We start from the raw sequence: 25,655 nt of genomic DNA on the forward strand, positions 1-25,655 counted from the left end.
GCGGATACAGTGGGGTACAGAAAACCGCCCACGGTAACAAGAAGCAAATGACGCCATCGACAGCGGCGGAGCCGGTTACCATTCTTGTCTGAGCGCTTAATAGCAACAACGAGCAAGCACGAGCAAGCGCGGGCGAGTCCTGTCACCCGAAGACGAGGGCCGCCCGATAGCGAACTTCAAGGGTGTCATGTCAAAAGCTGAAGACGCAATCGCACGAGATCCGGCGGGCGATGCCGCAGAGCCGCCGCACGGAACACAGGAAGAGACAGCAAGCGAAGCAGAAAGCGCAGCACAGAACGACACGAGCCAGGAACCGGAAGCGCCCGCCGTCACGCGCACCGGGCCGCTCACCGAAGCCGCGCTGTTTGGCCGGCAGACGCCGCCCGCCGCACCCGCGCCTCCCGAGGCCGCACCGCATGTGCATCCGCCCGGCGCGGGCAGCAGCTATCGCGCGCTCGCAGGGCTGCTCATCAGCTATGCGCTGCTGATCGTCGGCAATGGCCTGTTCCAGACGCTGATTCCGTTGCGCATCATGCAGTCCGGCTATCCGACCATCGTGATCGGTCTGGTTCAGTCGTGTTACTACGCCGGCTTCATCCTCGGCGCGATGGTCAACCGCAGGCTCATCGACCGCATCGGACAGCACCGGACGTTCGTCGCGTACTCGGCGGCGGCATCGATCCTCGCGCTCGCGTTCGGCGCCGCGCAATCGCCGTGGACGCTCGCGCTCGTGCGCCTGCTGACCGGCTTCGCCTTCATGGGCCTGTATGTGTCGATCGAAAGCTGGCTCAACGGTACGGTCGAGAACGAGAAGCGCGGACAGGTCTTCGGCACGTATGCGGCCATCAACTATCTCGCGGTGGGCAGCGGGCAGTTCCTGCTGAACTTCGGCGCGGGCATGGGCGGCCAGCAATTCTCGATCGCGGCCGCGCTGTTCGCGGCGGCCGTGATGCCGGTGACGCTGCTCGAAGGCTGGCCCGTCAAGGTTGCCGACGAATCCCTGCACCGCGTACCGGCGCGAACCTGGCGGGAAAGCGTGCGCGACATGATGGCCGCCGCGCCGCTCGCCGTGCCGGGCTGCGTGCTCGCGGGTTTCATCTACAGCGCCTTCTACGCGATGATGCCGGTCTACCTCCAACGCGCCGGCTTCTCGACGAGCGAGCTCGCGACCTTCATGGGCGTTGCATTGATTGGCGCACTCGTGCCGCAATGGCCGATGGGCCGCCTCTCCGATCGCTTCGACCGGCGTCGCCTGGTGTACATCACCGCATCGATCTCGGCGACGCTGAGCCTCGTGCTGTTCTGCATCGACGTGCGCGTGGTCACCTGGTGCGCGACGCTCGCCTATGTAGCGGTCACTTTCACGCAGTACGGCCTGATCGTGTCGCACGTGCAGGACCGGACCGAGCCGCATCATCGGGTGGCCATTTCCGCGACGCTGCTCGCGCTGTTCTCGTTCGGCGGCATGGCGGGCCCGGCGCTGGCGTCGTCGCTGATGACGGTCGTCGGCCCGAGCGGGCTGTTCCTCTTCAACGCGCTGTCCTGTGTGTTGCTCGCATTGAGCGCACGGCGCGCGCTCGGCATTCATCTGCGCGGTGCGCATGCCGGCGCCTGACGGCATGCGACATCTCTCTTTACCAACGCATTACGCAGAGAAAAACAAAAGCTTACGAATAATTGCGTAAATTCGTTTATTCCAAAGACAAAATGCCATTATCTTTCGCTTTCTGCGTGAAAAGCACTGATAGTTGGCCGACAAGTCGCCGTCACCCCGAGTAAATTCGTAAAAGGCATGAACTGGCGGAAAGGACGCGAGCGAGACGTCCGCCGCCGGAGCATCCGTGACGGGCGCAGTCGCGCCCGCGCAGCGGGTCTCGGGGATTCAATGAACGACCATCACGACCAAACACGACTTGAAGTGGTTTGCGACGAACAGGGTTTCCTCGCGCTCGAACGCGAATGGAATGCGCTCTGGCTCAAGGCAAACGGACGGTATTTCCAGCGCTTCGACATCTGCCTGCTCGCCTGGCGGCACGTCGCCGCTGCTCAGGGAAGGAAGTTGCATTGCATCGTGCTGCGCGAGAACGGCGAACTGCGGCTCGTCTGGCCGCTCGTTTCGTGGCGGCGCTTTCTCTGGACCTATCTGCTGCCGCTCAGCCCGGATGCCGCCGACTACACCAGCGTGCTCGTCGAGGACGGACCGCGCGCAGCGGGCATGATCGAAGCGGCGTGGCGCCTCGCCTGCGCGAAATGCAAGGCGGACTTCGTGCATCTGCCGTATGTGAACGAAGGTTCCGAGCTGCATCGCATCGCGCTGCGCGAACGGCACGTGCTGGGACGTTCGCGCCACGAGTCATGGGTCGCGCAGCTGCGCGACGAAACCGACTGGGCCACGTACTGCCGATCGCTCGGCACCATGAACGGCAAGAAGCCCGGGCAGCTGGAACGGCGTCTCGCGAAGGAAGGTGACCTGCGCGTGCGGATGATCGAGCCGTCCGATGTAAGCACGATCGATCAATGCGTGCGCGCGATGCTCGCGTGGAAGCGCCAGTGGGGCGAGCGCACCGGCAAGCAGGGCGTGTGGCTGTTCTCGTCGCATTACCAGACCTACCTGATGGCGACGCTGACCAAGCCCGGCGGCTTTCCCACGGGCGAACCGCCTGCGCGTCTGATTGCCGTCATGCTCGGCGACCAGCCGATTGCCGTATCCATCATGAGTCACGGCAATCCGCTCGCCAACGCGGTGATCGCCAGTTTCGATCCGGCCTACGGCAAGTTCGGCGCCGGCGCGGTGGCGTGGGAACACGCGGTGAAGTGGGCGCTGGAGCAGCACTACGACATCGACTTCGGCGTCGGCTCGGAGCGCTTCAAGACCTACTGGGGCCGTGGCAACCGCAGCTATGCGTGGTCGATGCAGATCGGCAATTCGGCGTGGGGCGTGATCGGCCACGGCATCGTGCGAGCGCTGCGCGATCTGTACCTGTGGCTCAAGGGCATGCCCGCTACGCGCGGCGCGACGGCACGCGCAGGCGAAGGGCCCGACGGCACGGCGACGATGGAGAATCTTGGGAAGTGAACTGAGCGGGGCGCGCTTGCTTCTTTGCCGGCTTCAATGCTCTACGACGGACGGATCCGCTTCATCCACCGATGACGCGAGCGGCCTGCGCCGCTCCGTCACGGTCTCTCATGCTTACACCAGCGCTTCGACCTGACGACGCGGCAGCATCCGGTCGAATTCGCGCTTGACGATGCCGTAGCATTCGCACGCACGCTCTTCCAGGCCCGCGCGGTCCAGCACCTTGATGCAGCCGCGGCTGTGATGAATCAGGCCCGCGTCATGCAGCTTGCCGGCGGCTTCGGTCACGCCTTCGCGACGCACGCCGAGCATGTCCGCGATCATCTGTTGCGTCACGCGCAGCTGGTCCGACGGGGTGCGGTCCGTCTGGATCAGGAGCCAGCGGCACAGTTGCTTCGACAGCGAGTGGTGACGATTGCACGCAGCCGTCTGTGCGACTTGCGTCAGGAGGGCTTGCATATACAGCAGCATCACGCGGCGCAGGAAGTCGGAGCGGCCGAAGTGCTCGCGCAGTGCGCCCGCGCTCATGCGATACGCGAAGCCGGAGCACTGGACCTGCACGCGCGTAGGCATCGTGTCGCCGCCGGTCAGGACCGGCACGCCGGACATGCCTTCGCGTCCGACTGCCGCGACTTCGACCGAACCGCCGTCTTCCATCGTGTGGAGCAGCGAGATGATTGCCGTCGTCGGGAAATACACGTGATGAATGCGCTGGCCCGAGTCGCAGAGGAGTTGCTCGGTGCGCAACTGGACGAGTTCGAGATGCGGCGCGATGGCCTGCCATTCTTGCGCCGGAAGCGCGCCCAACAGGTGATTGCCGTGCAGATCCGATTGAAGTGTCAACATGTTCTTATGCTCTTTTCTCTGTGCGCTTCTTTGCGCCTGATTTTTTTCTGGCCCCCAGCGGCTTCGCGATCAATTCTGTGTCGATCGTCGAAGCCGCTGTGACCAGCCCCGTTGCACTTGGCCGCCGCTGCTTCTTGTGGTTTTGGATCGCGGCGGCCTTCGTGCTTGGTCATACATTAGCGAGAGGTGTGCCAGGCCACGTTCTGTATGGGGTCTGTGTGTGTTTGCGTCCCGACGCCCGAATGCGCGAACAGGGGCCGAACAAAAATGATTCAGACGTGAACAGTGACGTTCATACCGTAAGCGCACAGACCCCCGCAACGCGCTAACGTTTTCGTCTGCTGAATGGCCCGTCAGGCGGTGGATCAAGGCACCGGCAAGAATTGCCGCCGGGCTCGATTGCGAATGCCGGAGCCCCTTTCACGACGTAACAAGCGTTTTGCGAAAAACGTTGCATTCGTGGATACCGTTTGGAGGGGAGATTCCGACTGCGTCGCCGCACTGAGTTCCGGGAGCCTTGTGCGGCGGGGCCCGGGCGGATTTCATTTCGTTTCGTGCACGGAGCCACCGGCCGCTCACACCGAACGCAAGGTTCGTCAAAAAATGTTGCATTGCGTACACGATTGCGTGTTTCAGGCGGACCGACGCTTGCACCGATGGCCCGCAGCGCCTTGCTGGACGCGCTTTCCGGCAGATTTACCGCCACGCATATCCTCCGACAAGAACTCCGTTCGATGGCGCACGGACGGCGTCGAAAGCGGGAGGCATGCTCGACCGGCACTTTCATTCATCCTCCCCGCGCCGGTCGACCGTGCGTCGATCGCTGTCCCTCGATCAAACAGCTTCCCGCGCAAGCGGAACGTCTGGAGACTGGAATGTCGAATGCGAACTTCTATGAAAGCGGAGAGTATTGGACCGGCAACAAGTCCTCGCACGATCAGGACGCGGAGTACAAGTTCAGCAATGCCGTGCGGATCCTGAGCAAGAACGGCATCAAGCCGGAGTCCATCCTGGACGTAGGATGTGGCGGCGGCAAAGGAACCGCCCTGCTGGCGCAGGAATACAAGGTGCCGACGCTGGGCATCGACATCTCGCCGCAGTCGATCGCCGACGCGAAGAACGAATTCCGCCACCCCAATCTTGAGTTTCGCGTGACCGAGCTCCAGGACATCGATCAGCACGTCGACCTGGGCATCATGTTCGATGTCTTCGAGCACGTCGACGACTATCTCGGCTTCCTGCGCACGGCGCGTCCCAAGGCGAATTACTGGCTGTTCAATATCCCGCTGGACATGAACGTCGCCTCGTTGCTGACGCGCGGTTACCTGGACCTGCGCAAGTCCGTGGGCCACCTGCACTACTTCTCGACGCGCAGCGCGCGGGCCACGCTCGAAGACAGCGGCTTTGGGATCATCGACGATCAATTGCCCCTGGCCTTCATGCAGCGGCTCAAGACGGGCGTGACGGTGCGTTCAGCGCTCGCCGTGGCGCCCCGGCTCGCGCTCTCGATGATCAGCGCGGCGCTGGTCGCCGACGTCCTGGGCGGCGTCTCGATGATGGCGCTGTGCAAATCAACGCGCTGAGTGCTGTCTGGAAGGCGCGCGAGTGACGCGCGCCTTCACTTCACCCGTCACATCTGCGGCATCTTGCCGTTGAAGCTGCCGCTCGCCATGTAGCGCAGGAACAGCGGGATGCCCGAGAGCTTGGCGGCGAACCATGGAATCGACGCTTCGTCGTCCACCGGGATGGCCTTCAGCGAAAAGCGGTCGGTCCGCTGATCGTTCCAGCCGACATCGCAGGTTCGCGCCGTCCGATACCCCGCCGCCCGCAAATACGCGATCTCGCGCTTGCCGTAGCGTCCGTTCGGATACGCGAAGTGCAGGCAGTCCGCGCCCACCAGGCGTTCGACTTCCTGACGGGCCGCGCTGATCTCGACCTCGCATTCGGCGTCGTCGCAGCACGGCAGCACCGGGTGAAAGCGCGTATGCGACTGGAAGTCCACCCACGGTTTCATCGCGGCGATGTCTTCCGCCGTCAATGCGCTTGCATGGCCTTCCGCGAGCGGCGAGAAGCCATGTGCGCGCAGCCGCGACAGGCGTTCCGCATTCGACAGCCGCCTGAGCCGCGCGACGCCCTCGCGCGCCGCGCCCTCGTGCTGCCACCAGAATTGCCGCTGATTCGCCACCACGCCGCTGCACACGAAGATCGTCGGGCGCACGTTGTGTTTCCTGAACACAGGCAGCAGCTTCGCGTTGCCCGCATTGCCGTCGTCGATGGTGATGACCGCGCGCGGCCTGCCGTTCGACGGCCGGTCGATCTCCGCCAGCGGGATGATCTCGCAGATCGTCGCGAGATAGCTGAGATGCCGGTCCAGCGATTCCGGACTCGGGTCGTGATACAGCAGGATCGCGACCTTGTCGCGCCAGAACGTCCTCCGCACCATCGCGCACGCGCCGCTCCATAACAGCGAACGCGCCATCAGCTCGCGCACCATCCTCTTCGGGTTCATCGCCTGTTCTCCTCGCTCATCAATGCGGGTCGATGCTTCTGTTCCTGGTCCTGATGTCCTGGCTGTTGCGGCTGCTTCGGCAACAGATAGCGCGGCAAGGGCCCGACCGGCCAGTCGAGGCCTTTGTCCGCGACCGTGACCGCCGTCTCGCGGCCGTCCCAGTTGCGTTGCACGTAATCGCCCGCCGGCAGCGCCAGATGCACCGAGTCGCGCTTCGCCACCGACCATCCGCTGATCACCGGGCTGTCGTTGCCGGTGCCGCCACCATATTGATAGACCTTGATGTCGGCGCTATCGACCCATGCCTTGCTCCAGGCGCGATCGCCCAGCGTCGCAGACCACACGGCGGCAGCGGCGAACGCCGGCTTCGGCGAGAGATCGGCGCGCACCAGGCCGAAGTTGTTTTCCCGGTCGTCGGGGTCGGTGCCGTCGTCCACCAGGTCGTACCAGCAGACCCCTCGCGCCGTGTTGAAGCGGCGCGTCAGAAGATAGGTGCGGAGAAAGTACGCGGCCTGCTTCGTCTCGTTCTGCTGCTTCGACACCGGCGCGCTCGGCCAGCCGATTTCCGTCACCCACACCTGCAGGCGCCGGCCGTCGCTGGGACGGTTCTTCGCCGTCAGACCGCTCAGATAAGGCCAGATGGTCATCATGCTGACGGGCTTGACCGGCGACTTGTCCCCGTCGAAGCCCACCTCGGGCGCGGCCGGATACATATAAGGATGAATGCTGAAGCCGTCGTTGTAGTCGATGGCGCCGGCTGCGCGGATCGCGTTGAAGCAGGCATCGACGGGAACGCCGCCCCATTCGCCTCCGCAGGCAATCACGCCCGCCTGCCGATCCGCCTGCTTGATGACCGGATAGACGCGCTTCAGCAACTCCACATAAGGCGAGTAGCCGATCAGGATCAGGCGCGGCTCGTTCCAGACTTCCCAGTAATTGACCTTCCCCTTGTAGCGCTTGACCATGGCATCGGCATAACGGGCAAACGCATCGCGTGCGGCGGCGGTCATCGGGAAGCTGAGCTTCTCCTTGAACAGCTCGGGGTAAGCGACCGGATTGCCGTAGTCCAGCAGCACGAGCGTGGTCAGCCCCATTTCATGCGCGAGTTTCATCGACTCATCGAATTGCGCAGGAAACATGAACACACCGGGCTTTTTCTCGATGGTGTCCCACGTCAGCTCGCCGCGAATCCACGAGAAGCCGGCCGACTTGATGATGGACAGCAGCGTGGCCGGCGCGTTGTCGCCCTGGTCGAAGTTCGCGCCCACGCCGAAGTCCGCCGGACCCAGCGTGGTCCGGTGCGGCAGCGCGGCGAGATTGATCTGCCGACGCGCGAGCGTGGCGCCATTCGGTGAAAGCAGTTGCACGTCCAGCTGATAGAAGCCCACCGCGGGCAGATCGGCCTGCACGGTCACCACGGCGGACAGCAGCACGCTTCCCACCATCTGCCGCCACGATGCAATGGGCGTCAGCACCGGCACGCCATCTTCCTGATAGCCACGCAGGCTCAGCGCCAGGTGCGTGCCGGTCAGCGCCTGATTGCCGTCGATGGCCAACCGGATGCTCTTCTTGCCCGCCCCCTGGCTGAGCAAGCCCTGGACGGGGTTCTGCACGGTGAAGCTGATATCGGCGTCCGCCGCCTGCGCGCTCAGGGCGACGAGCGCGCACATCCATGCCGCGATCACGCGCAGCACCACGTTCCGCCAGCCTGCCACCGCCCTCCTCATGAGCGCGATCCCTGCCCGGCGTGCCGGGCCACGACGGGCGGCGCGGCCTGAGGCGGGCTCATGTCGAAGGACGTTCCCGCGAACCGGTATTCGCGCAGCCTGTGATACGCCATGCCGACGAACGCCCAGGGCGCGAGATAGGCGAACTCGGGAACCGACATCATCATCATCACGAAGACGGCAATCAGCGAGATGCGCAGCGCCTGCGACCGTTCGGAGCTGTCGAGCCTGAAGGCGGGATAAAGGAACAGCCAGCTGAAGAGCGCGACGCCAAGAATGCCATTGTTGACCAGCAGCGTGGACGCCATGTCGGTGGAGCGGATATAGCCGAAGCCCACGCCGACAATCTGATTGGCAAGCGGAAGTGACGCCCAGAACTCGATGCTCGCCATGAAGTTGCCGAAGCGTTCGGCGCCGGAGTCGTTGCGGCCATTCACCTTGTCGATGATGCCGTGCTCGAAGAAGTCGCCGATGTAGTTGCGGAACACGTAGCACAGCAGCACGAGAATCAGCAGCGAAAGCAGGACGCGCAGGACATCGATCCTCATGCGCGATGCCTTGACCGCCGCGAAGCACAGGAGACCGACGAGCGCCGTCGTCGACACGGTCAGGACCAGCGACAGCCCGATGATGCGGGCGGGCCACGGCGAGCGGGACACGGTGCGCGCATACACCCAATAGGGAAAGATCGAGAACACGTACATGGACGGTTCGCCGGTCAGGCTCTTGATGCGGGCGAACGTGTGTCCCGCGAGGTCCACGGTCTGGAAGGCGATCGACATCACGTCGTTGGTGCCGAGATCGGAGCCGAAGCCCCGGTTGCTGATGACGTCGCCGGACACGCCGAAGATAAGGAAGTACACGAATTCATACAGGCCGAACAAGGCCATCAGCACGCCGCCGGCGATAAAGGGTTTATCCCAGCTTCTGTCGTAGAAGAGAGAGACGAAAACACCGAACAACACGATCACCATCAGATAGAGCGATTGCGTGAAGAGCGAATTGCGCAACACGAACGATCGATCGAGCGGATTGACCAGCACCACACCTTTGAAGCGAATGGTGTAATCCACCATCATGTCGGCGAGCTGGCTGCCGGAGAAGAAGAACAGCCATAACAGAAACGCCATGGCCAGCGTCGTGACATAGCGCGCGCGCAGGTTTGCTCCCGCCAGCATCACGACGAGCGGAGAAAGAAAGCTGAACAGGAAACCTGGAACGGTTCCCTGAATGGACGGAATCACCAGCACCGACGATATCGGGATGAACAGCGCCCAGACGGTGAAATAGCGATTGATCGTAGGGTTCATGTCCTCGTTCCGGCGAGCGAATGTGAAGTCGAGTCGTGTCGATGAACGGGGCTGCGCGGGCTAAGGGTACAGCGATTCAGCAGAGGTTCTATGTACGTTTTCGCACCGACTCATTTCCCGTTTCACGCGGACATGTAAAGACGGCGCGTTGCTCAGGAATCCATCTGGTTTCAGTAATCTTCGATAAGCCTTGAATGCATTCATATTATTCAGACAAAGCCATTCCGCAATTAATTCATAAGAAATAAACCGGCATGCTTTGCACGTTGTTTTTCTATTCCCGGCGCTTCGTACGAACTCGCACATAAGCCCAAAAGTCGCTCACGTAGCATTGCCAAGTATTTTTATTCGAAGCGAATGCGCTGACGAATCACTTTATCTACGCTGTCTTTTCGACCGGCTGCCAGAGCGGCTCGTCCCGACGCTGATTGCAGACATTCGGGATACGACGAAGTACCACGGAGACGCGATGGACAAAGCCATCTTTCGTAACTTCGCCATCAATTTCACGGGACTGATTCTGCCGACCTTCGTTTCGCTGGTCACGGTTCCGACTTACATCAGGCTGCTGGGGCTCGAGCGCTACGGCATCATTGCGCTCGTCGGCGTGTATATCGCCTATTTCGCCATGCTCGATCTCGGCATGGGCATCGCGACGGAAAACCGCATCTCCCGCGCGCATCTGTCGAATAACGAGCTTCCCATCGACCGCGTCTTCTGGAGCGCGGTGTGGACCAATCTCTGCACGGGGATCGCGGGCGCCGCGATCATCTACGGCGCCGCCCTGCTGTATGTGCATCACATGACGTCGCTGCCGCCGGCCTTGCAGGGCGAACTTCACGATTCGTTGCCGTGGCTCGCGCTCTGCATTCCGGTCGCCAATCTCTCGGCGGTATTCGTCGCCTCCATTTCAGGCGCGCAGCGCTTCGGGATTCTCAACACGAGCCAGACGGTCGGCACCTTCGTCGAGCAGTTGTTGCCCATTGCCGTGGTCCTGCTGACGCGTCCCAGCCTGCCCGCCGTGCTCGCCACCATCACGCTGGTCAGGCTCTGCACGCTCGTAGCGCTGGGCGTAGCCGCCGTGCGCGTGCTGCACATCAAACGCGTGCTGGGCCCGCGCCTGTCGACGATCCGCAACCTGTTCGGCTATGGCGGCTGGATCATGCTCACCACCGTGATCGCGACGATCATGGAAACGCTCGACACGGTGATCCTCGGCATGGTGATGGGCGCGCGCTACGTCACCTACTATTCCGTGCCGCAGAACCTGGTCTCACGGCTCAGCCTGCTGCCGCTTTCGCTGACGCGCACGCTGTTTCCCCGCCTCGTCGCCTGCGAGCGCGCACACGCTGACGAGATCGTGCAGAACTCGCTCAGCTTCCTCACTGCGCTGTTCACGCCGATCGGCATCGTCGCGATCTTCGCTCTCGGGCCGTTTCTCGACGTGTGGATCGGCCATGACCTGTCGGCCGTGTCGTCGCCCGCCGGACGCACACTGGTGCTCGCGGCGTGGATCGTCGGGCAATCCAACGTGCTTCGCGTGCTCGTGCAGGCGCAGGCGAACGCCGCGACCCTCGTGCGGCTCGGGCTGATCGAAGTGCCGTTCTTCGTCGGTTGCCTGTGGATCGCCATATCGAGCTTCGGTCTGCTCGGCGCGTGCGTGACCGTGGTCATACGCGGCTTCGTCGATTACGGGATTCTGATTTTCCTCTCGCGTGTCGGCGCGAAACGCGTCGTGCCCGACATGCTTTCGCAACTCGTCTTCCTCGTCCTGAGCCTGGTTCTCGCCAACACCGTGGGCAGCCTTGCGCTGCTCGCCGCAACGGGCCTGCTCATGCTCGCGGCCAACGCCGGCTTCTCGCTCTACAAGTCGTCCACGCTGCGCGACATGGTGCTCGGCGTACTCATGAAGCTGAGCATGAAGCGCAGTGCCTGAGCGGTCATTCCGCAAACGTGAGGTCGAATGCAATGAAGATCGTGCACCTGGCGAATCATGCCGAGAAGATCGGCAACGGCATCGTGAACGTGATGGTGGACCTTGCCTGCCTCCAGTCGAAGGCGGGGCATCAGGTTGCCGTGGCGTCTTCCGGCGGGAGCTTCGAGGCGCTTCTCGAACGACACGGCGTGCGACATCTGACGCTCCCGCAAAGTCCGCGGCCGTGGCGAGTGCCGGCAATGCTGTGGGGCTTTCGCAGGGTGATCGCGGAGACGCGTCCCGACGTGGTCCACGCGCACATGATGACGGGCGCGGTACTGGCGCGCATCGGCCGGGGGCGCACGCCGTACACCTTCGTCACGACGATCCACAACGAATTCCAGCGCGCGTCGAACCTGATGGGACTGGGCGATCGCGTGGTTGCCGTGAGCGAGGCCGTGGCCCGCTCGATGGCACAGCGCGGCATTCCCGAAGCGCGGCTGTGCGTGGTGCGCAACGGCATCATCGGTGCGCCGCGCTTCGAGCGTGAAGGCGCGACCGTGCCGGTGCCAGCCTTGCATCGGCCGAACCTCGTCACCGTGTCGGGATTGTATGAACGCAAGGGCATTCATGACTTGTTGCACGCGTTCCGGCATCTGAAGTCGCGTGTCGAGCAAGCACAGCTCTATATCGTTGGCGATGGGCCGGACCGCGCGAAGCTCGAAGCGCTCGCGCTGGAACTCGGCGTGAAGGACAGCGCGCATTTCCTCGGCTATATCGCGGATCCCCGGCCTTATCTCGCCCAGGCCGACGTGTTCGTGCTGCCTTCGCACAGCGAGACTTCGTCGCTTGCCATCATGGAAGCGCGCGAGGCCGGTTGCGCGATCGTGGCGACGAACGTCGGCGGCATACCCGAAACGCTCGATCAAGGCGCGGCCGGCATCATGGTTCCGGTCTCGGATCGCATCGGCTTGGCGGGCGCCGTCGAGCGGCTGTTGCTGGACGACGAGAGCCGCCGCACATGGCAACTGCGCGCAGCGCAGAACCTCGATGCCTTCTCCGCTCAGCGCGTATGCAACGAATACATGCAGATCTATGCGGGGGCAGCGGCGCTGCACCGGACGCCATCGATGAAGGAAGCCGCGCACTTCGCCGATGGCCACGACATGCCCGGCCGATGACCTTCTTAGAAGCCGTATTGCACGCGCCCTCCCGACCCTTCGAGCCACGAACATGAACACGCCCGAACTCGATCGACTAGCCCTTCCCCTTGTGCCCACGGCACGGGATGCCGCACCGGAAGACACTCGCACGCGGACCGTGCTGTTCGTGGATCAGGCCGGCGAACTGGGCGGCGCGGAGTTCGCCTTGTTGCCACTGGCCGCCGCCTGTGCTTCGCGTGGCGAGGTCGTGCTGCTTGCCGAAGGGCCGTTTCGCAACCGGCTGGAAGCGGCCGGCGTGCGCGTGCAGACGCTCTGCAACGAACGTGTCTCGGGCATCGACCGGGAAGCCATGCGCCTCGGCTGGATCCGCGCGCTGCCGGCCATCCTCGCGCAGATCCGCTCGATCGCGCAGGTGGCGCGCCGTCACGACGTGCTGTTTCTCAACACGCAGAAAGCGCTCGTGCTCGGTGCGCTCGGAGCGCGCCTGCATCGGCGGCCGGTGGTCTGGTATCTGCATGACATCGTGTCGGCGGATCACTTCGGGCGCGTGCAGCGGATGCTCGTCAAGTGGATCGCGCGTCATGCCGTCGACAGCATCATCGCCAATTCACGCGCCAGCGCGGACGCGCTCGTGGCGCTGACCGGACTGCGCGCCGATGACATCACCATCGTGCACAACGGCATCGATACGTCGGCTTTCGCGCAAACCGATGCCGGCGATATCGGCGCGCTGCGCGAGCGTCTCGGACTGCCGCGCGATGCGTGGCTTGCAGGCTTGTTCGGACGCCTCGCGCCCTGGAAAGGTCAGCACATAGCCATCGAAGCGCTTCCGCGTCTGCCCGAAGTCAATCTCGTGCTGGTGGGCGCGGCGTTGTTCGGCGAAGACGCGTATGAAGCGCGTCTCAAGCAACTCGCGCAACGTTTGGGCGTCGCGAATCGAGTGCACTTCGCGAACTTCCAGCACGACATGCCTTCTTGGATGCAGGCCATGGACGTGATCCTCCATACATCGACCGAACCGGAGCCGTTCGGCCGCGTCATAGTGGAAGGCATGGCGGCGGGACGGCCCGTGGTTGCGTCGGCGGCGGGCGGTGTCGTGGAAATCATCCGGCATCTGGAGAACGGCTGGCTGGTCAAGCCCGGCGATCCCGCAGCGCTGGTCGAAGCCATCCGCGTGATTCGCGCCGCGCCGGAGTTCGGGCAACGGCTCGCCGAGCGCGCGCGCGACGACGCACAGCGGCACTTCTCCCTCGATCGTTATGTGACTCAGATGACGAGCGCAATCGCCGCCGTCAGGCGCTGAAGACGTACTCGCCGCTTGCATTGCAGGGAGCCACGATGCGGGCTCCCTTGCCTGGCGTTACTTCGCGCGCCCCGGCGTGGCCGCCGCGTACGAGCTCACATAGTCATAACTGCGCTTCTCGCTGCGACGGCGCGGCATCGCATTGAAGATCGCACCGACCACCCGCGCACCCGTACGGTCCAGGCGCTTGAGCGTCTCCTGCAACTCGCGCTGGGTCTGCACGGACGGACGAATCACGAGCACGGTCGAACCGGCGTGAGCGGCAATGATGCTCGCATCGGTGGCCGCGAGAATGGGCGGCGTATCGACGATGACGAGGTCGTAGGTCGAGCTGAAGAGCTTGAGCAACTCCAGCATGCGCGGCGTCGACAGCAACTCCGACGGATTGCACGGATACTCGCCGGCCGGAATGAAGGACAGGTTGTTCACGCCGACCGGGCGGATCGCCTCATCCCACTCTATCTTTCCCGCCAGCAATTCCGCCATGCCGCTGGTCTTCTCCTGACCGAAGCGCGCGGCAAGATGGCCGCGCCGCAGATCGGCATCGATCAGCAACACGCGCTTGCCGGTCTCGGCCTGGAGCACCGCGAGATTCGCCGATACAAAGCTCTTCCCCGTGCCGGGCGTCGCGCCCGTCATGATGAGGATGTTGTTGGGCGCATCGCTGATGTCGAATTGCAGCGCGGTGCGCACATTGCGCAAGCCTTCCAGCGAGAGGTCGTCGGGCCACTGCATCGCCAGCACGAAACGCTTCGCGGCTTCGCGTGCATCGGAAGCGGCAGCCGCGTCCTCGGTCACGGGCTCGCGAGGCGTGGACTTGAGTCTCGCGAAGAGCTCGCTGGCCATGGTCTGAACGTCGTGGCTGCGCGGCATGACATTCGACGCAAGCAGCGGAACCGGGCTGCCGCCCTTGTTCACGCGCGCCTGCTCGTTGCTGAACAGCACCGTGCCGAATACCGGCAGATGCAGGCGCCGTTCGACGAGATCCGGATCTTCGACACCCGACGAGACCTGCCGGCGCACGAACAGGAAGATCAGCGCGACAACCGTGCCGAGCACCGCGGCCATCAGGATCATCAACGCACGCTTCGGCTTGATGGGCACGGAAGGCCGCAGCGCACTGTCGATGATATGCACGTTGCCGATCGTGCCGGCCTGCGTCACGGCCAGCTCGTTCGACTTGTTCAACATCGCGACGTAGATCTCTTCGGCAACCTTCATGGAGCGCGTCAGGTCCGCGGACCTGCGTTCCGAGGTCGGCAGGTTGGTGAAGCGCGCTTCGAACTTCTGCTTCGCGGCCTTGAGCAACTCGATCTGCTTGTCGACGGTGCGGACTTCACGCGCGTCCGGCACATAGTGGTTCAGCAGTTCCGCACGCTGGACGCCGAGCGTGGCAATCTGCCGGTCCAGGTCGATCGATGCCTGAAGATAAGAAGCGTATTCGGTGCTGGGCTGCATCGACCCGGCGGTGATCTTGTACTGACTCAGCTCCGCTTCGGCATTCTTCAGTTCATCGCGCATGCGCGGCAATTCGCTGTCGACGAACGCGCGCATCCGGCTGGCTTCCTCCCGACGCTGCGCGATGTGCAAGGTGATATAGGTCTGCGCGATGGCATTCGTGACTTCAGCGGCCAGCGTCGGATCGCTCGTCTCATACGAAATCTGCACGACGCCCGTAGCCTTGCCCAGTTCAGTCACGCGCAACTGGCGCGAGAAACGCTCGATGGCGTTGAGCTCGTTGTAGCGCACGACCGTGAACCGCGTGTCGGGCCGCGCATCAAGGCTCGTCACCAGCATCGTGACGCCGTTGCCGGTGGCCTGCTTGCCCACCTCGCCTTCCACCAGCACACGGCCCGCCGCATCCTGCAGGCGATAGCGATTGTGCTCGAGCGCCGCGAACATCATCGGCTTGTCTTCGAGCTTGGGCGGCACGTCGAGCGTATCGATCGCCACGTGTTCCCCGCCCCACGCATACGAGTCCAGACCGAAGAAAGCGGGCAAGGGTGTACCGGGCGTCGCGAATTTCTCCGTGATGGTGCCCAACACCGGCATCTTCTTCGGCGTCACCGAAACGAACAGCCTGTATTCATCCAGCACCGGGCCGAGCACCTTGCGGCTCTGGATGATCTGCATCTCGGCGTCGGTCGGCAGGGTTCCCTGGAGCACCTGTGCCTGCTGTTGCGATTGCGGCGTGACGCCGAGCCCGTTGGGATTGGGCATATCCACTTGCAGGACGGCATCCGCGGAATACGTCGGCGTGGCGAGGAAGGCGTAAATTGCCGCGCCTGCGACCGCCGTGGCAATGATGAGAATGACGACTTTGAGGTTATCCGTAATCAGCCGCGACAACTCGGCGGCGGCCGCCCATGTTTCATCTCCTGCGCGCATCAAGGCGGGCCCAACGTCGATTCTTCGCTGTTCCATGTTCGTCTTTTCCTGTTCACACGGCCTTTCGAAACAGTTATCCCGCTCGGCGAGTCGCCTGCGGATGAGCGAAGCTTGCGAAACCAACATGCGCGGCACGGGAATGCCGCAATCGAAGCACCGGCCGATGACATCGAAACTTCCTTAATGCAATGTCATGCCGGAATGGGAACAGATTGAACGTATCGTTCGATGAGCCGGGCGATACGCATGAGACGATTCGTCAAACGATTGCATCCGAAAGCATCGCGCAACTTATGGAGTCCGTATGTTGCGAAACGCACGGACCCCGTCGGCGCCATAACTTACGACGAAACGATTACCGGGTTTTTGATTGAACCGTCGATGAGGATGAGCTTTTCATTCAGTTGATGTACTGATTGAAAATCCGGTGGTTCGGAGGTAGTGGCCTGGCTGCGCAGACGAGCAGCCGTTCCCTTTTTATCATTCTCTGCGGCGCGCATGGGCACGCCGCATTTGCTCAGGGAACGGTGCGCGATTAAAACTTACTTCGGATTCGCTGCGATGAACGCCTTGACCTTGGCGTAGCTGGTCTTCTGGGTCTTGCCGTCGTCCTGGATCACGCCGTAATTGCCGTCGCCGCCATTCGATGCGTCGTCATACAGCTGATACAACTCCGTGCTCTGGATGTTGTATTTCGCGGCCAGCGTGGCGAAATCGCCCAGCATCTTGTTACCGACGATATACGAAGCAATCGTGCTCTGCGAACCCATTTCCGGACGTGCGCCGTATTCCGTCAGCCAGATCGGCTTTCCATACGAAGCCATTTTCTGCAGGGCGTTATAGCAACCCGTGCCGCCGCAGGCATTTTCAATATCGCCCATGTCCGAATACCAGTGGAACGCGACTGCGTCGACCTTCGGAATCTGGTGGCCGCTCGAGCCATCCGGACCCGTGCCGCCGAGAAGCATGTCGTCGAAGCCAAAGTGCAGCCAGCTGATCGAGCTGAGGATAATCGGCGTAGTGGTATCGACCGAGCGAATGCCGTCGATCGTGCCGTTAATCACGCCACGGCCCTTGGAAAACCACGTGTTGTCGTAGTCGGAAGGCTTGTTGCCGTCGCCATTGCCGACCAGCGCCGCGTTTTCCATTTCATTACCGACTTCATAGACGGGTACCGAGCCCTTCATCGCGGTTGCGCTCGCCTTGCCGAGTGCATAGGCGCGGTTATAGGCATCGGTTTCGTTGCTGCCCCAGTCCGAGTTATTCGGTCCGATCGTCGGGTAAATCGTCACGCAAGGGCCGGAAGTGGCTTTGGCCTGCTTTGCAAACGCAGCGACGTTGTTGGCGCCCCATTGATCGATGACGTCGTTACGGTAAAGCGCAAAACCGAGATCCTGCACTTGCGCAATCTGGGTGGCGAAGCTGCTTTTCGAATAAGCGCCGCCCATGTTCAGGTGGCCGTTGATGCCGTAGAACGTCGATCGGGTGCCCGTGGAGCAGGTGACGGCCGAAGGCGTGGCATTGGTTCCGGTTGCCTGGGTGCTCTTGGTCGTGCTGTGGTTGCGGGCGCGATTCTGCACGGCTGCCGGCGAATCGGCGGCGTTGGCGACTGCGTCGGGGCCGCTGGTATCGGAGCCGCCGCCACATGCGGCCAAGGTCAGGACAACGGAGGAAATGGCAAGCGATGAGAGGAGTAGTGCGGGCTTTCTCATGAGATTACGTATGACCAATTATCGGATTGAAAACAGCGCGCGAACGAGACCCTCGGGAGTCGTGCCCCGATAAAGATCAAGAACCGCATGACCTGCGAAGGAAGACCGTTCGCGCGGCGACCGGCCTACGAACCTGGCGCGAAGCCGGCAGCGCAAACGTTTGCGATGCCATCCGCTATGGAGAAGGATTCGGCGCGACGATCAGGGACTGCGTTAGTCGTGTCCCATGTCGCATCGGGGCGTTCAACGTGCCCAACACGTTCGAATACAGTCGCCAAGACAACGGCAGGTGTCCGAATAATACTGACCATTGGCCGTTACAGTCCGTAACCGAGATGTATCCGGCTGTAACTTATGATAAGACCTGTAATAATATTATAAGTAGTGGTTAGCCCGTGCTATTTAGGGCGACCCGGCCCCTTTATTAGGCCTCCATAGGTATTCTTCAGATGTTATCACATGCCGCCGGAAGGTTCGTTCCGGCTTGATTGAAACCCTTCTGAAGCGCTCCCGGCAAGGCTCTGGACGACGTCCGTAGCCTTCCGCTTAGCGCTTCGTACCCTTCACTACTTAGTTATCTTTATTTCTCATATCAGCAGTTGATTTCAGGCTTTCAGGCCGAGACCGCTTCCGAACCTTGTGCTTTTTGCTTTTTGTACTATGTAAAGACATAACCTTTTTATACCGATCAGCTTTTATTGTTTCAGCATTAAGAGGTAATTCATACCCGGCCTTGGGAATGAAGAAATAGCTGAAAAAGCGCGATTTAATCCGATCGTTCGGAGAGATCCGCACTGCGGGGAGAGAAAACTGAATCGCGGAGGGCGAGAGAAAGGAACGTCCGACCGTTCGGCCAGGTCTGGCCGTCTTGGGTTTGAACTGACAAAGGAGGGAACTGCACTACCCGAAGCGGCTGGGTTCGATTGTTTCGATCCAACTGTTTTTTATGCGCTCGATTTGAATGAGTCTGCGCTGGCGCTGCACTTGGTCTCCTGCACCTGCCCTGCTCCGATGGTTTTACCCGATCAGATGTGACACTTGCGGTGTAATTTCCGGTTCCGAAAGCACAATCGGTTCGTTCAGCAGAGTGCGGTTGCTACGGCGGCATCCCTGCAGCTCCGCCTGAAACTGTGCAAGACGCGTCGTCACGAACGCCTGGAACAGCGCCCTGAATTGCTCCGCGCTGAATCGCTCGGCGTTGTGCCGGCAATTTGCCGGCTTGAACAAATGCGAATTGCATTCGAAGAAATCCACGGCACCGCGCAACGACTCCCACGTCTGCTCAGGGAAGAACACCCCCGTTGGCCGATCCTCCGGCAACGGAATCACCGATTCCAGCGCGCCGCCCTTGCCATACGCGATGACGGGCGTGCCGCACGCCTGCGCTTCCACCACGGAAATGCCGAAATCTTCTTCAGCAGCAAACACGAACGCCCGCGCTCGCTGAAGATGATCTTTCAAGACCTCGAAAGGCTGGTAGCCAAGCAATTGCACATTGGGACCCGCAAGCGCTTTCACTTTGCGCATTTCAGGCCCGTCGCCAATGACAATCAGGCGCCGTTCAGGTGTTTCGGAAAACGCCTTGACGATGAGATCGATACGCTTGTAAGGCACGAAGCGCGACGCCGTGACGTAGAAATCTTCCTTGTCTTGCCGCATCGGAAGATGACTTACATCGACCGGTGGATAAATCACCGTCGCATCGCGTCCATAGAATTTTCGAATTCGCCTCGCGACAAATCCTGAATTGGCAATGACGTGATCGATTGCATTAGCCGTGCGGGCATCCCAACCGCGAACGTAATGCAGCAATACGCGCGCGACCGCGGATTTCAATCCTTTGCTGATGCCGGCTTCTTTCAGATACTGGTGCTGGAGATCCCATGCGTAACGTATTGGCGAATGGACGTAACTCACATGAAGCTGATTTGGTCCGGTGATCACGCCTTTGGCAACCGCATAAGAACTCGATATCACCAGATCATAGCTGGATAGGTCCAGCTGTTCGATTGCAATCGGCATGAGCGGCAGGTAGTTGCGGTACTGCCGGCGCGCAAAAGGCAGTTTCTGGATGAATGACGCACGAACCGGACGTCCGTTCAGACAGGTTCTATCCTTCAGAAAGTCGACGATCGTAAAGATATCGGCCTTGGGAAAGCAATTGACAATCTGCTCGAGCACTTTTTCGGCACCGCCGGAAACGACGAGCCAATCATGAACGATGGCAACTTTCATGCGTTCCTCGCATTCGGTGAAAACTTATTTTCAGAAATCGCGGGGTTGCTGAACGGCCTTGTATCTGTTTCCCTCCAACCTTCCAGTTCGGGTTCCGAATTAATAATTAAGAACGTGTTTCGGTTTTCGGCGACGAGCTACACGTCCCGCGGAACACGAACGGCTTTCGATGCACATAATGCCCGCGAGCCCTTTGGACCACACGGGCAACTGGCAAACGTAAAATCACGCGAATAGAGGATCACGGTTCCGGAGGAGCCTTTATTCGATACTGCATGGCGCGCCCCATACTGGACTGTGGGATAGCGCACACAGATATTTCTTTCATTTGTCTGAGTTGGAAGAATTTCGTTTTCCTGCATATTCGTTAGGGAAGACATTGGGTTTTCCACTATTCATCTGTCTATTGTTGAGATCGATAAATTGACATCAAGCTGACTGATTGCTGACTTGCCATTCCATAGGAAAACTGAATCTCTTTGAGTGAGCGTTATCGGCCAGGCCGAAGAAGCTCATCTCCGGATACGGATTGGGCAAACACTGTTTCTGGATGGAAAGACGATCGATATGTCCGCGACGAAGCTGTAAGCGACGTCTGGAAATAAAGCTTTTTCTTTCCGTGGGTGAAGCTTATCCAGGCATTGATAGCCTGCTGATCACACCGTGAATGCGCTTCTTCCTGACACCGGGTTTTCGGCGACAGTTTGAACGCCGCCCGGCAGCAACGAACAGATTGGAGGCGTGCGACGCATGGCTTTCGGGATGTATCGTCGCAACGCATGGCGACGATACGCAATGGCTCGATCCTGCCACGGCGGGCAGGGTTCGCGACTCTTTCCCGACGCTTGCGCCGCCGGGCAGTGGCGATGGTTTTATGGCCCTCTCTCTCACGTTCGGAATCCTGAGTTATTGATCTGAAGATCGGATTTCCTGATCCGATGGAAGCGCTGACTCGAATCGTCGCAAGCCGCACCGACGATCAAACTTCAGTCGATTTCATCGTGCGATTATTACGTCCGAACAATCGTTGTTACGGTTTACTAACCTTTTGAACCGCACGTTCGATATGTAATTACCCTCTCGCTTTTATCCGTCGGAAAGAATGCTATTCGGACAAGAAGCTTAACAATGTGCGAGCGCGCACATTCTTGGGCAGGCATGTTTTGTCAGAGGTTTTTCGAATTTTCTTTATTAGCCGATCACGCCCATTCGTAATGAAGCCGGACAACGGGGAAGGCGGATTTCCATTCGAAGATCGCGTTCCTGCCCAGCCCGACAAAGCGGACATTCATTCCGCAAAGATCGAATCAAGGAGTCTCATCGGAGGATTGCTGCCGACATGGCGCAAGCCTGTAAGATGGCGGACCGCACGAATGCATGCTGCGTGCTTCATTCTTATCCCGTTGGACTTCGAGGATTTTCGCCATGACGGCTGCAACGCAATTCGACCAGGTTTCCGTTATCAAACGCGCCAACGTCTACTTCGACGGCAAGTGCGTATCGCACACAGTCCTCTTCGCGGACGGCACGAAAAAGACGCTCGGCGTGATTCTCCCGGGCCAGCTCAACTTCGGCACCGACGCCCCGGAATTGATGGAAGTGCAAGCCGGCTCCTGCCGCATTCGCCTGGACGGCAGCGAGGATTGGCAAACCTATGGCGCGGGCGAGTCGTTCTCGGTGCCGGGCAAGAGCCGCTTCGACATCGACGTCACTGAAACGCTCGACTACATCTGTAGTTATCTCTGACGTCTCCCGTACGCGCTGCAGTGCCTCTGTCCAATTTTTTCGTCTGTCCACGTTTCGTGTACACTGCTGAAAATTGGACAAATGGACCTTTCATGGCAGCGCGTGTCGAGCCTCGACGAGAACATCTCGAGCACATGGCGGATGCAGCGGCGGCGGCCTTCAGCAACGCCACCGGGCTGGTGGCGCGCCGCGTGAAAACGCCCAGGGGCAGCCCGCAGGATGCCGCCATCGAATTTCGCGCCGGCGCCATGCGCTTCAGGCGACTTGTGGTCGTGCGCGAAACCGTCGACCGGTTCAGCGCCCTTACGGTCGCCGCCGCGGCGCACACTGAAAGGCTGACGCTCGTCACCACCCATCTTTCGCCGAACATGATCCAGGCATGCCGGGAACTCGATATCGATGCGCTCGATCTCGCCGGCAACGCCAGTCTCATCGAAGGCAATTGCGTCGTGATCGTTTCGGGGCGCCCGCGTGTCGCCGAAAGCCGGACGCGCCGCGTCAGAACCTGGACCCGATCCACCCTGCGCGTCACGCTCGCCTTGCTCGTCGATCCTTCCCTGCTGGAGCGCGCCTATCGCGATATCGCGCAGACCGCGGGCGTCAGTCACGGCACCGTGCAGAACGCGGTGCGTGCGCTGCTCGAACATCGCGATCTGATCGAACGTCCGGACGGCGGCGGCCTGCGTTTCGCGGATCGCGAACGGCTGATCGACGAATGGGTCACACTCTATCCGCGGCAATTGCGCGAATCGCTCGTGCTGGGACGCTATCGTGCCGATTCGAACGACTGGTGGCGCGATGTCCCCGAACTCCCCGGCCAATGCCAGTTCGGCGGTGAACCCGCGGCCGCCATCCTGACCGAGTATCTGAAGCCGGCCAGCGTCACGGCATACTGCGCGGAGACCGTGCCGCGCGAGTGGCTCATGAAGGCGCGGCTGCGTCCGGATCCCGCCGGCAACGTCGAGTTCCTGCGCGCGCCGGTCAAGCTTGCACCTGTGGAGGGACTGCCGCCGAACGTGGTCGCCCCGCTGCTCGTCTATGCCGATCTGATGGCGAGCGGCGATCCGCGCAATCTCGAAACCGCGAGGATGCTGCGTGAACGCTATCTTGCCGCTTGAACTGCTGCCGCATCGTCCGCTCGCCGCACCGGTCGCGGCGATGCTGCGCGAAGTCGTCGCGGCGTCGCGGGCCACGGGCATTGCGTGGTTCGTCGGCGGCGCGAGCGCGCGAGACCTGTTGCTGACGCATGTGCACGACATCGAAGCCATCCGCGCCACTGCTGACGTGGACATCGGCATCTCGATCCAGAGCTGGACCGGCCACGACGCGCTGCGCAGCACGCTGATCGCCTCGGGTCATTTTCACGCGCCGAAACGCTCGGCGCATCGACTCGACTTCAGCGCGCCGCATACCGGCGAGCGCACCTGGCTCGACATCGTGCCCTTCGGCGGCGTGCAGGACGAACACGGCGAGATTGCGTGGCCGCCGGATCAGTCGGTGCGAATGAATGTCGCGGGCTTCCGGCAGGCGCTCGAAGCCGCCCTGCCCGTGCGCATTGCCGCGGATCTGATCGTGCCGGTGGCGTCGCTGCCCGCGCAGGCGATGCTGAAGATCGTCGCCTGGCAGGACCGGCACGCGTCCGACCGCAAGGACGCCATCGACCTGTTGTTCCTGATGGCGCGCTACGCCCAGGCCGCCCAGCTCGACCGTCTTTACTACGATGCCTTCGATCTCGTCGAGCGTCACGGCCACGATCCCGACATCGCCGGCGCGGCGCTGCTGGGCCGCGATACGGCGGCGCTCGCGACCGGCGATGTGCGAGCGCAACTGCTCGCCATCCTGCGCGTGGACGACCCCGCGCCGCCGCTGCTCGACCACATGCTCGGCTCGCGCATTCCGGTCTTCGACGCCGATACCAGCGAACGCATCGCCGCCCTCTTCGACGCCTTCCGCCATGCCTTCAGCGAAACCGCGCCGTAGCGCGACTCAGCCGTTGCGGAACAGATAGCTGTAAGCGTTGAGCGCCGGCACGCCGCCGAGGTGCGCGTACAGCACCTTCGAGCCCTCGGGGAATTCGCCGTTGCGCACCATCTGGATCATGCCGTCCATTGACTTTCCTTCGTAGACGGGATCGGTCAGCACGCCTTCGAGCCGCGCGCACAGGCGGATGGCTTCGAGTGTGCCGTCGTTCGGCAAGCCGTATTCGGGGCCGCCGAAGCGCGTATCGAGGATGACGTCCTCGCGCGTGAGATCCTGGCCCAGGTCGACGAGTTCGGCGGTGTGCTTCGCGATGCGCAGGATCTGCTCGTGCGTCTGTTCGGGTTTCGCCGACGCATCGATGCCGATCACGCGCCGCGCCCGACCGTCCGCCGCGAAGCCGACGACCATGCCGGCCTGCGTGCTGCCCGTGACCGAACACACGACGATGTAGTCGAACTTGAAGCCGAGTTCCGCTTCCTGCGCGCGCACTTCTTCCGCGAAGCCGACGAAACCCAGTCCGCCCAGCGGATGCTCCGAGCAGCCCGCCGGCACCGGGAACGGCTTGCCGCCGGCGGCGCGCACGCTTTCCATCGCCTCCTGCCAGCTTTTGCGGATGCCGATGTCGAAACCATCGGCGACGAGACGCACGTCCGCGCCCATCATCCGCGACATCTGGATATTGCCGACGCGGTCGTAGACCGCATCCGAGTAGTTGACCCAGTTTTCCTGCACGAGCATGCACTTCATGCCGAGATGCGCCGCGACCGCCGCCACCTGACGTGTCTGGTTGGACTGCACGCCGCCGATCGACACCAGCGTGTCGCAGCCCTCGGCGAGCGCTTCCGGAATCAGGTATTCGAGCTTGCGGGTCTTGTTGCCGCCGAACGCCAGTCCGCTGTTGCAGTCTTCGCGCTTGGCGTAGAGCTCGACCTTGCCGCCCAGATGCGCGGAGAGGCGCTTGAGCGGCTGGATGGGCGACGGTCCGAAGGTGAGCGGATAGCGGGGAAAACGTTGCAGGTTCATGGTGAGCATCCTCCTGATGATGGAATTCTGGCCGACGCGCGTGAAGCGTTGCCTTGAAACAATGCTAGAGAATCCTCGCAGTGGATGGGTTGCAAAAGAATTCGCTTTCTCCTAACGTTCATTCACCAATTTCCGTCATGGCAAACTTTTACGGTGTTTAAGCGACTTCAAACGCAATGAAAAAAACCCCGCCCCCCGCAAACGCCCTTCTGACGGCGCATCAGACCGACCGGGTCGATCGCGCCATCCTGCGGCAATTGCAGCGCGACGCATCGATCTCGAATGTCGCCTTGGCCGAAAAGGTCAATCTGAGTCCGCCCGCATGTTTGCGGCGCGTCGAACGGCTGCGCGAAGCGGGGCTGATCCGCGCCACGGTCGCGCTGCTCGATCCGAAGGCGCTGGACGCCGGCATGCTGGTGGTGATCGGCGTGATCCTCGACCGCTCCACGCCCGACTCCTTCGATGCCTTCGAGAAAGCCGCGCAGAAGGTGCCCGGCTGCATGGAGTGTCACGTCGTGACCGGAGAGTTCGACTTCTTCATGCTGATCCGCACGCGCGACAGCGACAGCTTCAACCGCCTGCATGCCGAGAAGCTGCTTTATCTGCCGGGCGTGCGGCAGATTCGCACTTTCGTCGTGTTGCGCGAGATTCTTTCGACCACGGCATTTCCTATCGGTGAGACCGCCGGCACGAGGCCGGCATGAGCCGACCACGCGCCCAAC

At 61.7% G+C, this 25,655-nt stretch carries 19 protein-coding genes; 10 read left to right on the top strand and 9 right to left on the bottom strand.

The annotated features are described in order from the left end of the window. The first annotated feature begins 187 nt into the window (after positions 1–187). Together QCE64_RS20035 and QCE64_RS20040 are read left to right on the top strand one after the other, a co-directional pair. Entirely contained in the window at positions 188–1,615 is a 1,428-nt protein-coding gene (locus QCE64_RS20035; protein WP_309932765.1) for an MFS transporter, read from the top strand. 270 nt (positions 1,616–1,885) lie between these two features. Beyond that, entirely contained in the window at positions 1,886–3,076 is a 1,191-nt protein-coding gene (locus QCE64_RS20040) for a GNAT family N-acetyltransferase (protein WP_310005731.1), read from the top strand. Positions 3,077–3,190: 114 nt separating this feature from the next. Here QCE64_RS20040 and QCE64_RS20045 read toward each other — a convergent pair whose 3' ends face one another. Continuing rightward, entirely contained in the window at positions 3,191–3,922 is a 732-nt protein-coding gene (locus QCE64_RS20045) for a Crp/Fnr family transcriptional regulator (RefSeq protein ID WP_309815229.1), read from the bottom strand. A gap of 875 nt (positions 3,923–4,797) precedes the next feature. Between QCE64_RS20045 and QCE64_RS20050 the strand changes: the two genes are divergently transcribed. After that, positions 4,798–5,505: a methyltransferase domain-containing protein gene (locus QCE64_RS20050; RefSeq protein WP_309932767.1), complete on the top strand. Its 708-nt coding sequence runs from the start codon at positions 4,798–4,800 to the stop codon at positions 5,503–5,505. A 47-nt stretch (positions 5,506–5,552) separates the two neighbouring features. Here the strand turns inward: QCE64_RS20050 and QCE64_RS20055 are convergent, their stop codons facing one another. From QCE64_RS20055 to QCE64_RS20065, 3 genes are read right to left on the bottom strand one after another with little or no spacing between them, the layout of a single operon-like run. Then, on the bottom strand, positions 5,553–6,431 hold the full coding sequence (locus QCE64_RS20055; protein ID WP_309922764.1) for a polysaccharide deacetylase family protein: 879 nt from the start codon (positions 6,429–6,431) through the stop codon (positions 5,553–5,555). After that, positions 6,428–8,146: a cellulase family glycosylhydrolase gene (locus QCE64_RS20060; RefSeq protein ID WP_309922766.1), complete on the bottom strand. Its 1,719-nt coding sequence runs from the start codon at positions 8,144–8,146 to the stop codon at positions 6,428–6,430. Before QCE64_RS20060 ends, QCE64_RS20055 begins: the two co-directional genes overlap by 4 nt. An 8-nt stretch (positions 8,147–8,154) precedes the next feature. Next, entirely contained in the window at positions 8,155–9,468 is a 1,314-nt protein-coding gene (locus QCE64_RS20065; RefSeq protein WP_310005733.1) for a hypothetical protein, read from the bottom strand. Between the two features lie 469 nt (positions 9,469–9,937). Here QCE64_RS20065 and QCE64_RS20070 point away from each other — a divergent pair, with 469 nt between their 5' ends. Genes QCE64_RS20070 through QCE64_RS20080 form a run of 3 tightly spaced genes read left to right on the top strand, consistent with a single transcriptional unit; the run spans position 9,938 to position 13,849 of the window. Continuing rightward, entirely contained in the window at positions 9,938–11,404 is a 1,467-nt protein-coding gene (locus QCE64_RS20070) for an oligosaccharide flippase family protein (RefSeq protein ID WP_310005735.1), read from the top strand. 32 nt (positions 11,405–11,436) lie between these two features. Then, positions 11,437–12,564 carry a glycosyltransferase family 4 protein gene (locus tag QCE64_RS20075; RefSeq protein WP_310005736.1) on the top strand — a complete coding sequence of 376 codons (1,128 nt, stop codon included), beginning with the start codon at positions 11,437–11,439 and terminating at the stop codon, positions 12,562–12,564. A gap of 52 nt (positions 12,565–12,616) precedes the next feature. After that, positions 12,617–13,849 carry a glycosyltransferase family 4 protein gene (locus QCE64_RS20080; RefSeq protein WP_309922776.1) on the top strand — a complete coding sequence of 411 codons (1,233 nt, stop codon included), beginning with the start codon at positions 12,617–12,619 and terminating at the stop codon, positions 13,847–13,849. 57 nt (positions 13,850–13,906) lie between these two features. On the opposite strand, the gene QCE64_RS20085 is transcribed toward QCE64_RS20080, so the two are convergent. The 4 genes from QCE64_RS20085 to QCE64_RS20100 form a co-directional block, all read right to left on the bottom strand. Then, positions 13,907–16,273, bottom strand: coding sequence for a polysaccharide biosynthesis tyrosine autokinase (locus QCE64_RS20085; protein ID WP_310005738.1), 2,367 nt, complete (start codon positions 16,271–16,273; stop codon positions 13,907–13,909). A gap of 305 nt (positions 16,274–16,578) precedes the next feature. Continuing rightward, the gene (locus tag QCE64_RS20090; RefSeq protein WP_309932773.1) at positions 16,579–16,737 is read right to left on the bottom strand and encodes a hypothetical protein; all 159 of its coding nucleotides are present in this window, start codon (positions 16,735–16,737) and stop codon (positions 16,579–16,581) included. A 42-nt stretch (positions 16,738–16,779) separates the two neighbouring features. Beyond that, positions 16,780–17,949 carry a glycosyl hydrolase gene (locus QCE64_RS20095; RefSeq protein WP_310005740.1) on the bottom strand — a complete coding sequence of 390 codons (1,170 nt, stop codon included), beginning with the start codon at positions 17,947–17,949 and terminating at the stop codon, positions 16,780–16,782. A 1,017-nt stretch (positions 17,950–18,966) separates the two neighbouring features. Beyond that, positions 18,967–20,184 (bottom strand): glycosyltransferase family 4 protein, encoded by a 1,218-nt coding sequence (locus tag QCE64_RS20100; protein ID WP_310005742.1) that lies wholly within the window; start codon positions 20,182–20,184, stop codon positions 18,967–18,969. Positions 20,185–21,609: 1,425 nt separating this feature from the next. Here QCE64_RS20100 and QCE64_RS20105 point away from each other — a divergent pair. From QCE64_RS20105 to QCE64_RS20115, 3 genes are all read left to right on the top strand, one after another. Then, a complete protein-coding gene (locus QCE64_RS20105; protein ID WP_309922785.1) occupies positions 21,610–21,930 on the top strand; it encodes a pyrimidine/purine nucleoside phosphorylase in 321 nt (106 codons plus the stop codon). A gap of 92 nt (positions 21,931–22,022) precedes the next feature. Further along, on the top strand, positions 22,023–23,048 hold the full coding sequence (locus QCE64_RS20110) for a type IV toxin-antitoxin system AbiEi family antitoxin (RefSeq protein ID WP_309932778.1): 1,026 nt from the start codon (positions 22,023–22,025) through the stop codon (positions 23,046–23,048). After that, positions 23,026–23,910, top strand: a complete 885-nt coding sequence (locus tag QCE64_RS20115) for a nucleotidyl transferase AbiEii/AbiGii toxin family protein (protein ID WP_309932780.1) — start codon at positions 23,026–23,028, stop codon at positions 23,908–23,910. Before QCE64_RS20110 ends, QCE64_RS20115 begins: the two co-directional genes overlap by 23 nt. Positions 23,911–23,916: 6 nt before the next feature. Here QCE64_RS20115 and QCE64_RS20120 read toward each other — a convergent pair whose 3' ends face one another. Beyond that, entirely contained in the window at positions 23,917–24,933 is a 1,017-nt protein-coding gene (locus QCE64_RS20120; protein ID WP_310005744.1) for a 1-aminocyclopropane-1-carboxylate deaminase, read from the bottom strand. Between the two features lie 176 nt (positions 24,934–25,109). Between QCE64_RS20120 and QCE64_RS20125 the strand changes: the two genes are divergently transcribed. After that, complete coding sequence (locus QCE64_RS20125) at positions 25,110–25,637, top strand: Lrp/AsnC family transcriptional regulator (RefSeq protein WP_309932782.1); 528 nt, start codon at positions 25,110–25,112, stop codon at positions 25,635–25,637. Positions 25,638–25,655 lie beyond the last annotated feature (18 nt).

The organism is Caballeronia sp. LZ043 (assembly GCF_031451075.1).
Lineage (GTDB): Bacteria > Pseudomonadota > Gammaproteobacteria > Burkholderiales > Burkholderiaceae > Caballeronia.

What these genes read in the sequence shown, in the direction of transcription:
- QCE64_RS20085 (WP_310005738.1), bottom strand. Translation starts at nt 16,273, where the DNA reads ATGGAACAGCGAAGAATCGACGTTGGGCCCGCCTTGATGCGCGCAGGA.
- QCE64_RS20095 (WP_310005740.1), bottom strand. Translation starts at nt 17,949, where the DNA reads ATGAGAAAGCCCGCACTACTCCTCTCATCGCTTGCCATTTCCTCCGTT.
- QCE64_RS20080 (WP_309922776.1), top strand. Translation starts at nt 12,617, where the DNA reads ATGAACACGCCCGAACTCGATCGACTAGCCCTTCCCCTTGTGCCCACG.
- QCE64_RS20055 (WP_309922764.1), bottom strand. Translation starts at nt 6,431, where the DNA reads ATGAACCCGAAGAGGATGGTGCGCGAGCTGATGGCGCGTTCGCTGTTA.
- QCE64_RS20100 (WP_310005742.1), bottom strand. Translation starts at nt 20,184, where the DNA reads ATGAAAGTTGCCATCGTTCATGATTGGCTCGTCGTTTCCGGCGGTGCC.
- QCE64_RS20070 (WP_310005735.1), top strand. Translation starts at nt 9,938, where the DNA reads ATGGACAAAGCCATCTTTCGTAACTTCGCCATCAATTTCACGGGACTG.
- QCE64_RS20050 (WP_309932767.1), top strand. Translation starts at nt 4,798, where the DNA reads ATGTCGAATGCGAACTTCTATGAAAGCGGAGAGTATTGGACCGGCAAC.
- QCE64_RS20075 (WP_310005736.1), top strand. Translation starts at nt 11,437, where the DNA reads ATGAAGATCGTGCACCTGGCGAATCATGCCGAGAAGATCGGCAACGGC.
- QCE64_RS20045 (WP_309815229.1), bottom strand. Translation starts at nt 3,922, where the DNA reads ATGTTGACACTTCAATCGGATCTGCACGGCAATCACCTGTTGGGCGCG.
- QCE64_RS20065 (WP_310005733.1), bottom strand. Translation starts at nt 9,468, where the DNA reads ATGAACCCTACGATCAATCGCTATTTCACCGTCTGGGCGCTGTTCATC.
- QCE64_RS20035 (WP_309932765.1), top strand. Translation starts at nt 188, where the DNA reads ATGTCAAAAGCTGAAGACGCAATCGCACGAGATCCGGCGGGCGATGCC.
- QCE64_RS20120 (WP_310005744.1), bottom strand. Translation starts at nt 24,933, where the DNA reads ATGAACCTGCAACGTTTTCCCCGCTATCCGCTCACCTTCGGACCGTCG.
- QCE64_RS20040 (WP_310005731.1), top strand. Translation starts at nt 1,886, where the DNA reads ATGAACGACCATCACGACCAAACACGACTTGAAGTGGTTTGCGACGAA.
- QCE64_RS20105 (WP_309922785.1), top strand. Translation starts at nt 21,610, where the DNA reads ATGACGGCTGCAACGCAATTCGACCAGGTTTCCGTTATCAAACGCGCC.
- QCE64_RS20110 (WP_309932778.1), top strand. Translation starts at nt 22,023, where the DNA reads ATGGCAGCGCGTGTCGAGCCTCGACGAGAACATCTCGAGCACATGGCG.
- QCE64_RS20125 (WP_309932782.1), top strand. Translation starts at nt 25,110, where the DNA reads ATGAAAAAAACCCCGCCCCCCGCAAACGCCCTTCTGACGGCGCATCAG.
- QCE64_RS20090 (WP_309932773.1), bottom strand. Translation starts at nt 16,737, where the DNA reads ATGCGCGCCGCAGAGAATGATAAAAAGGGAACGGCTGCTCGTCTGCGC.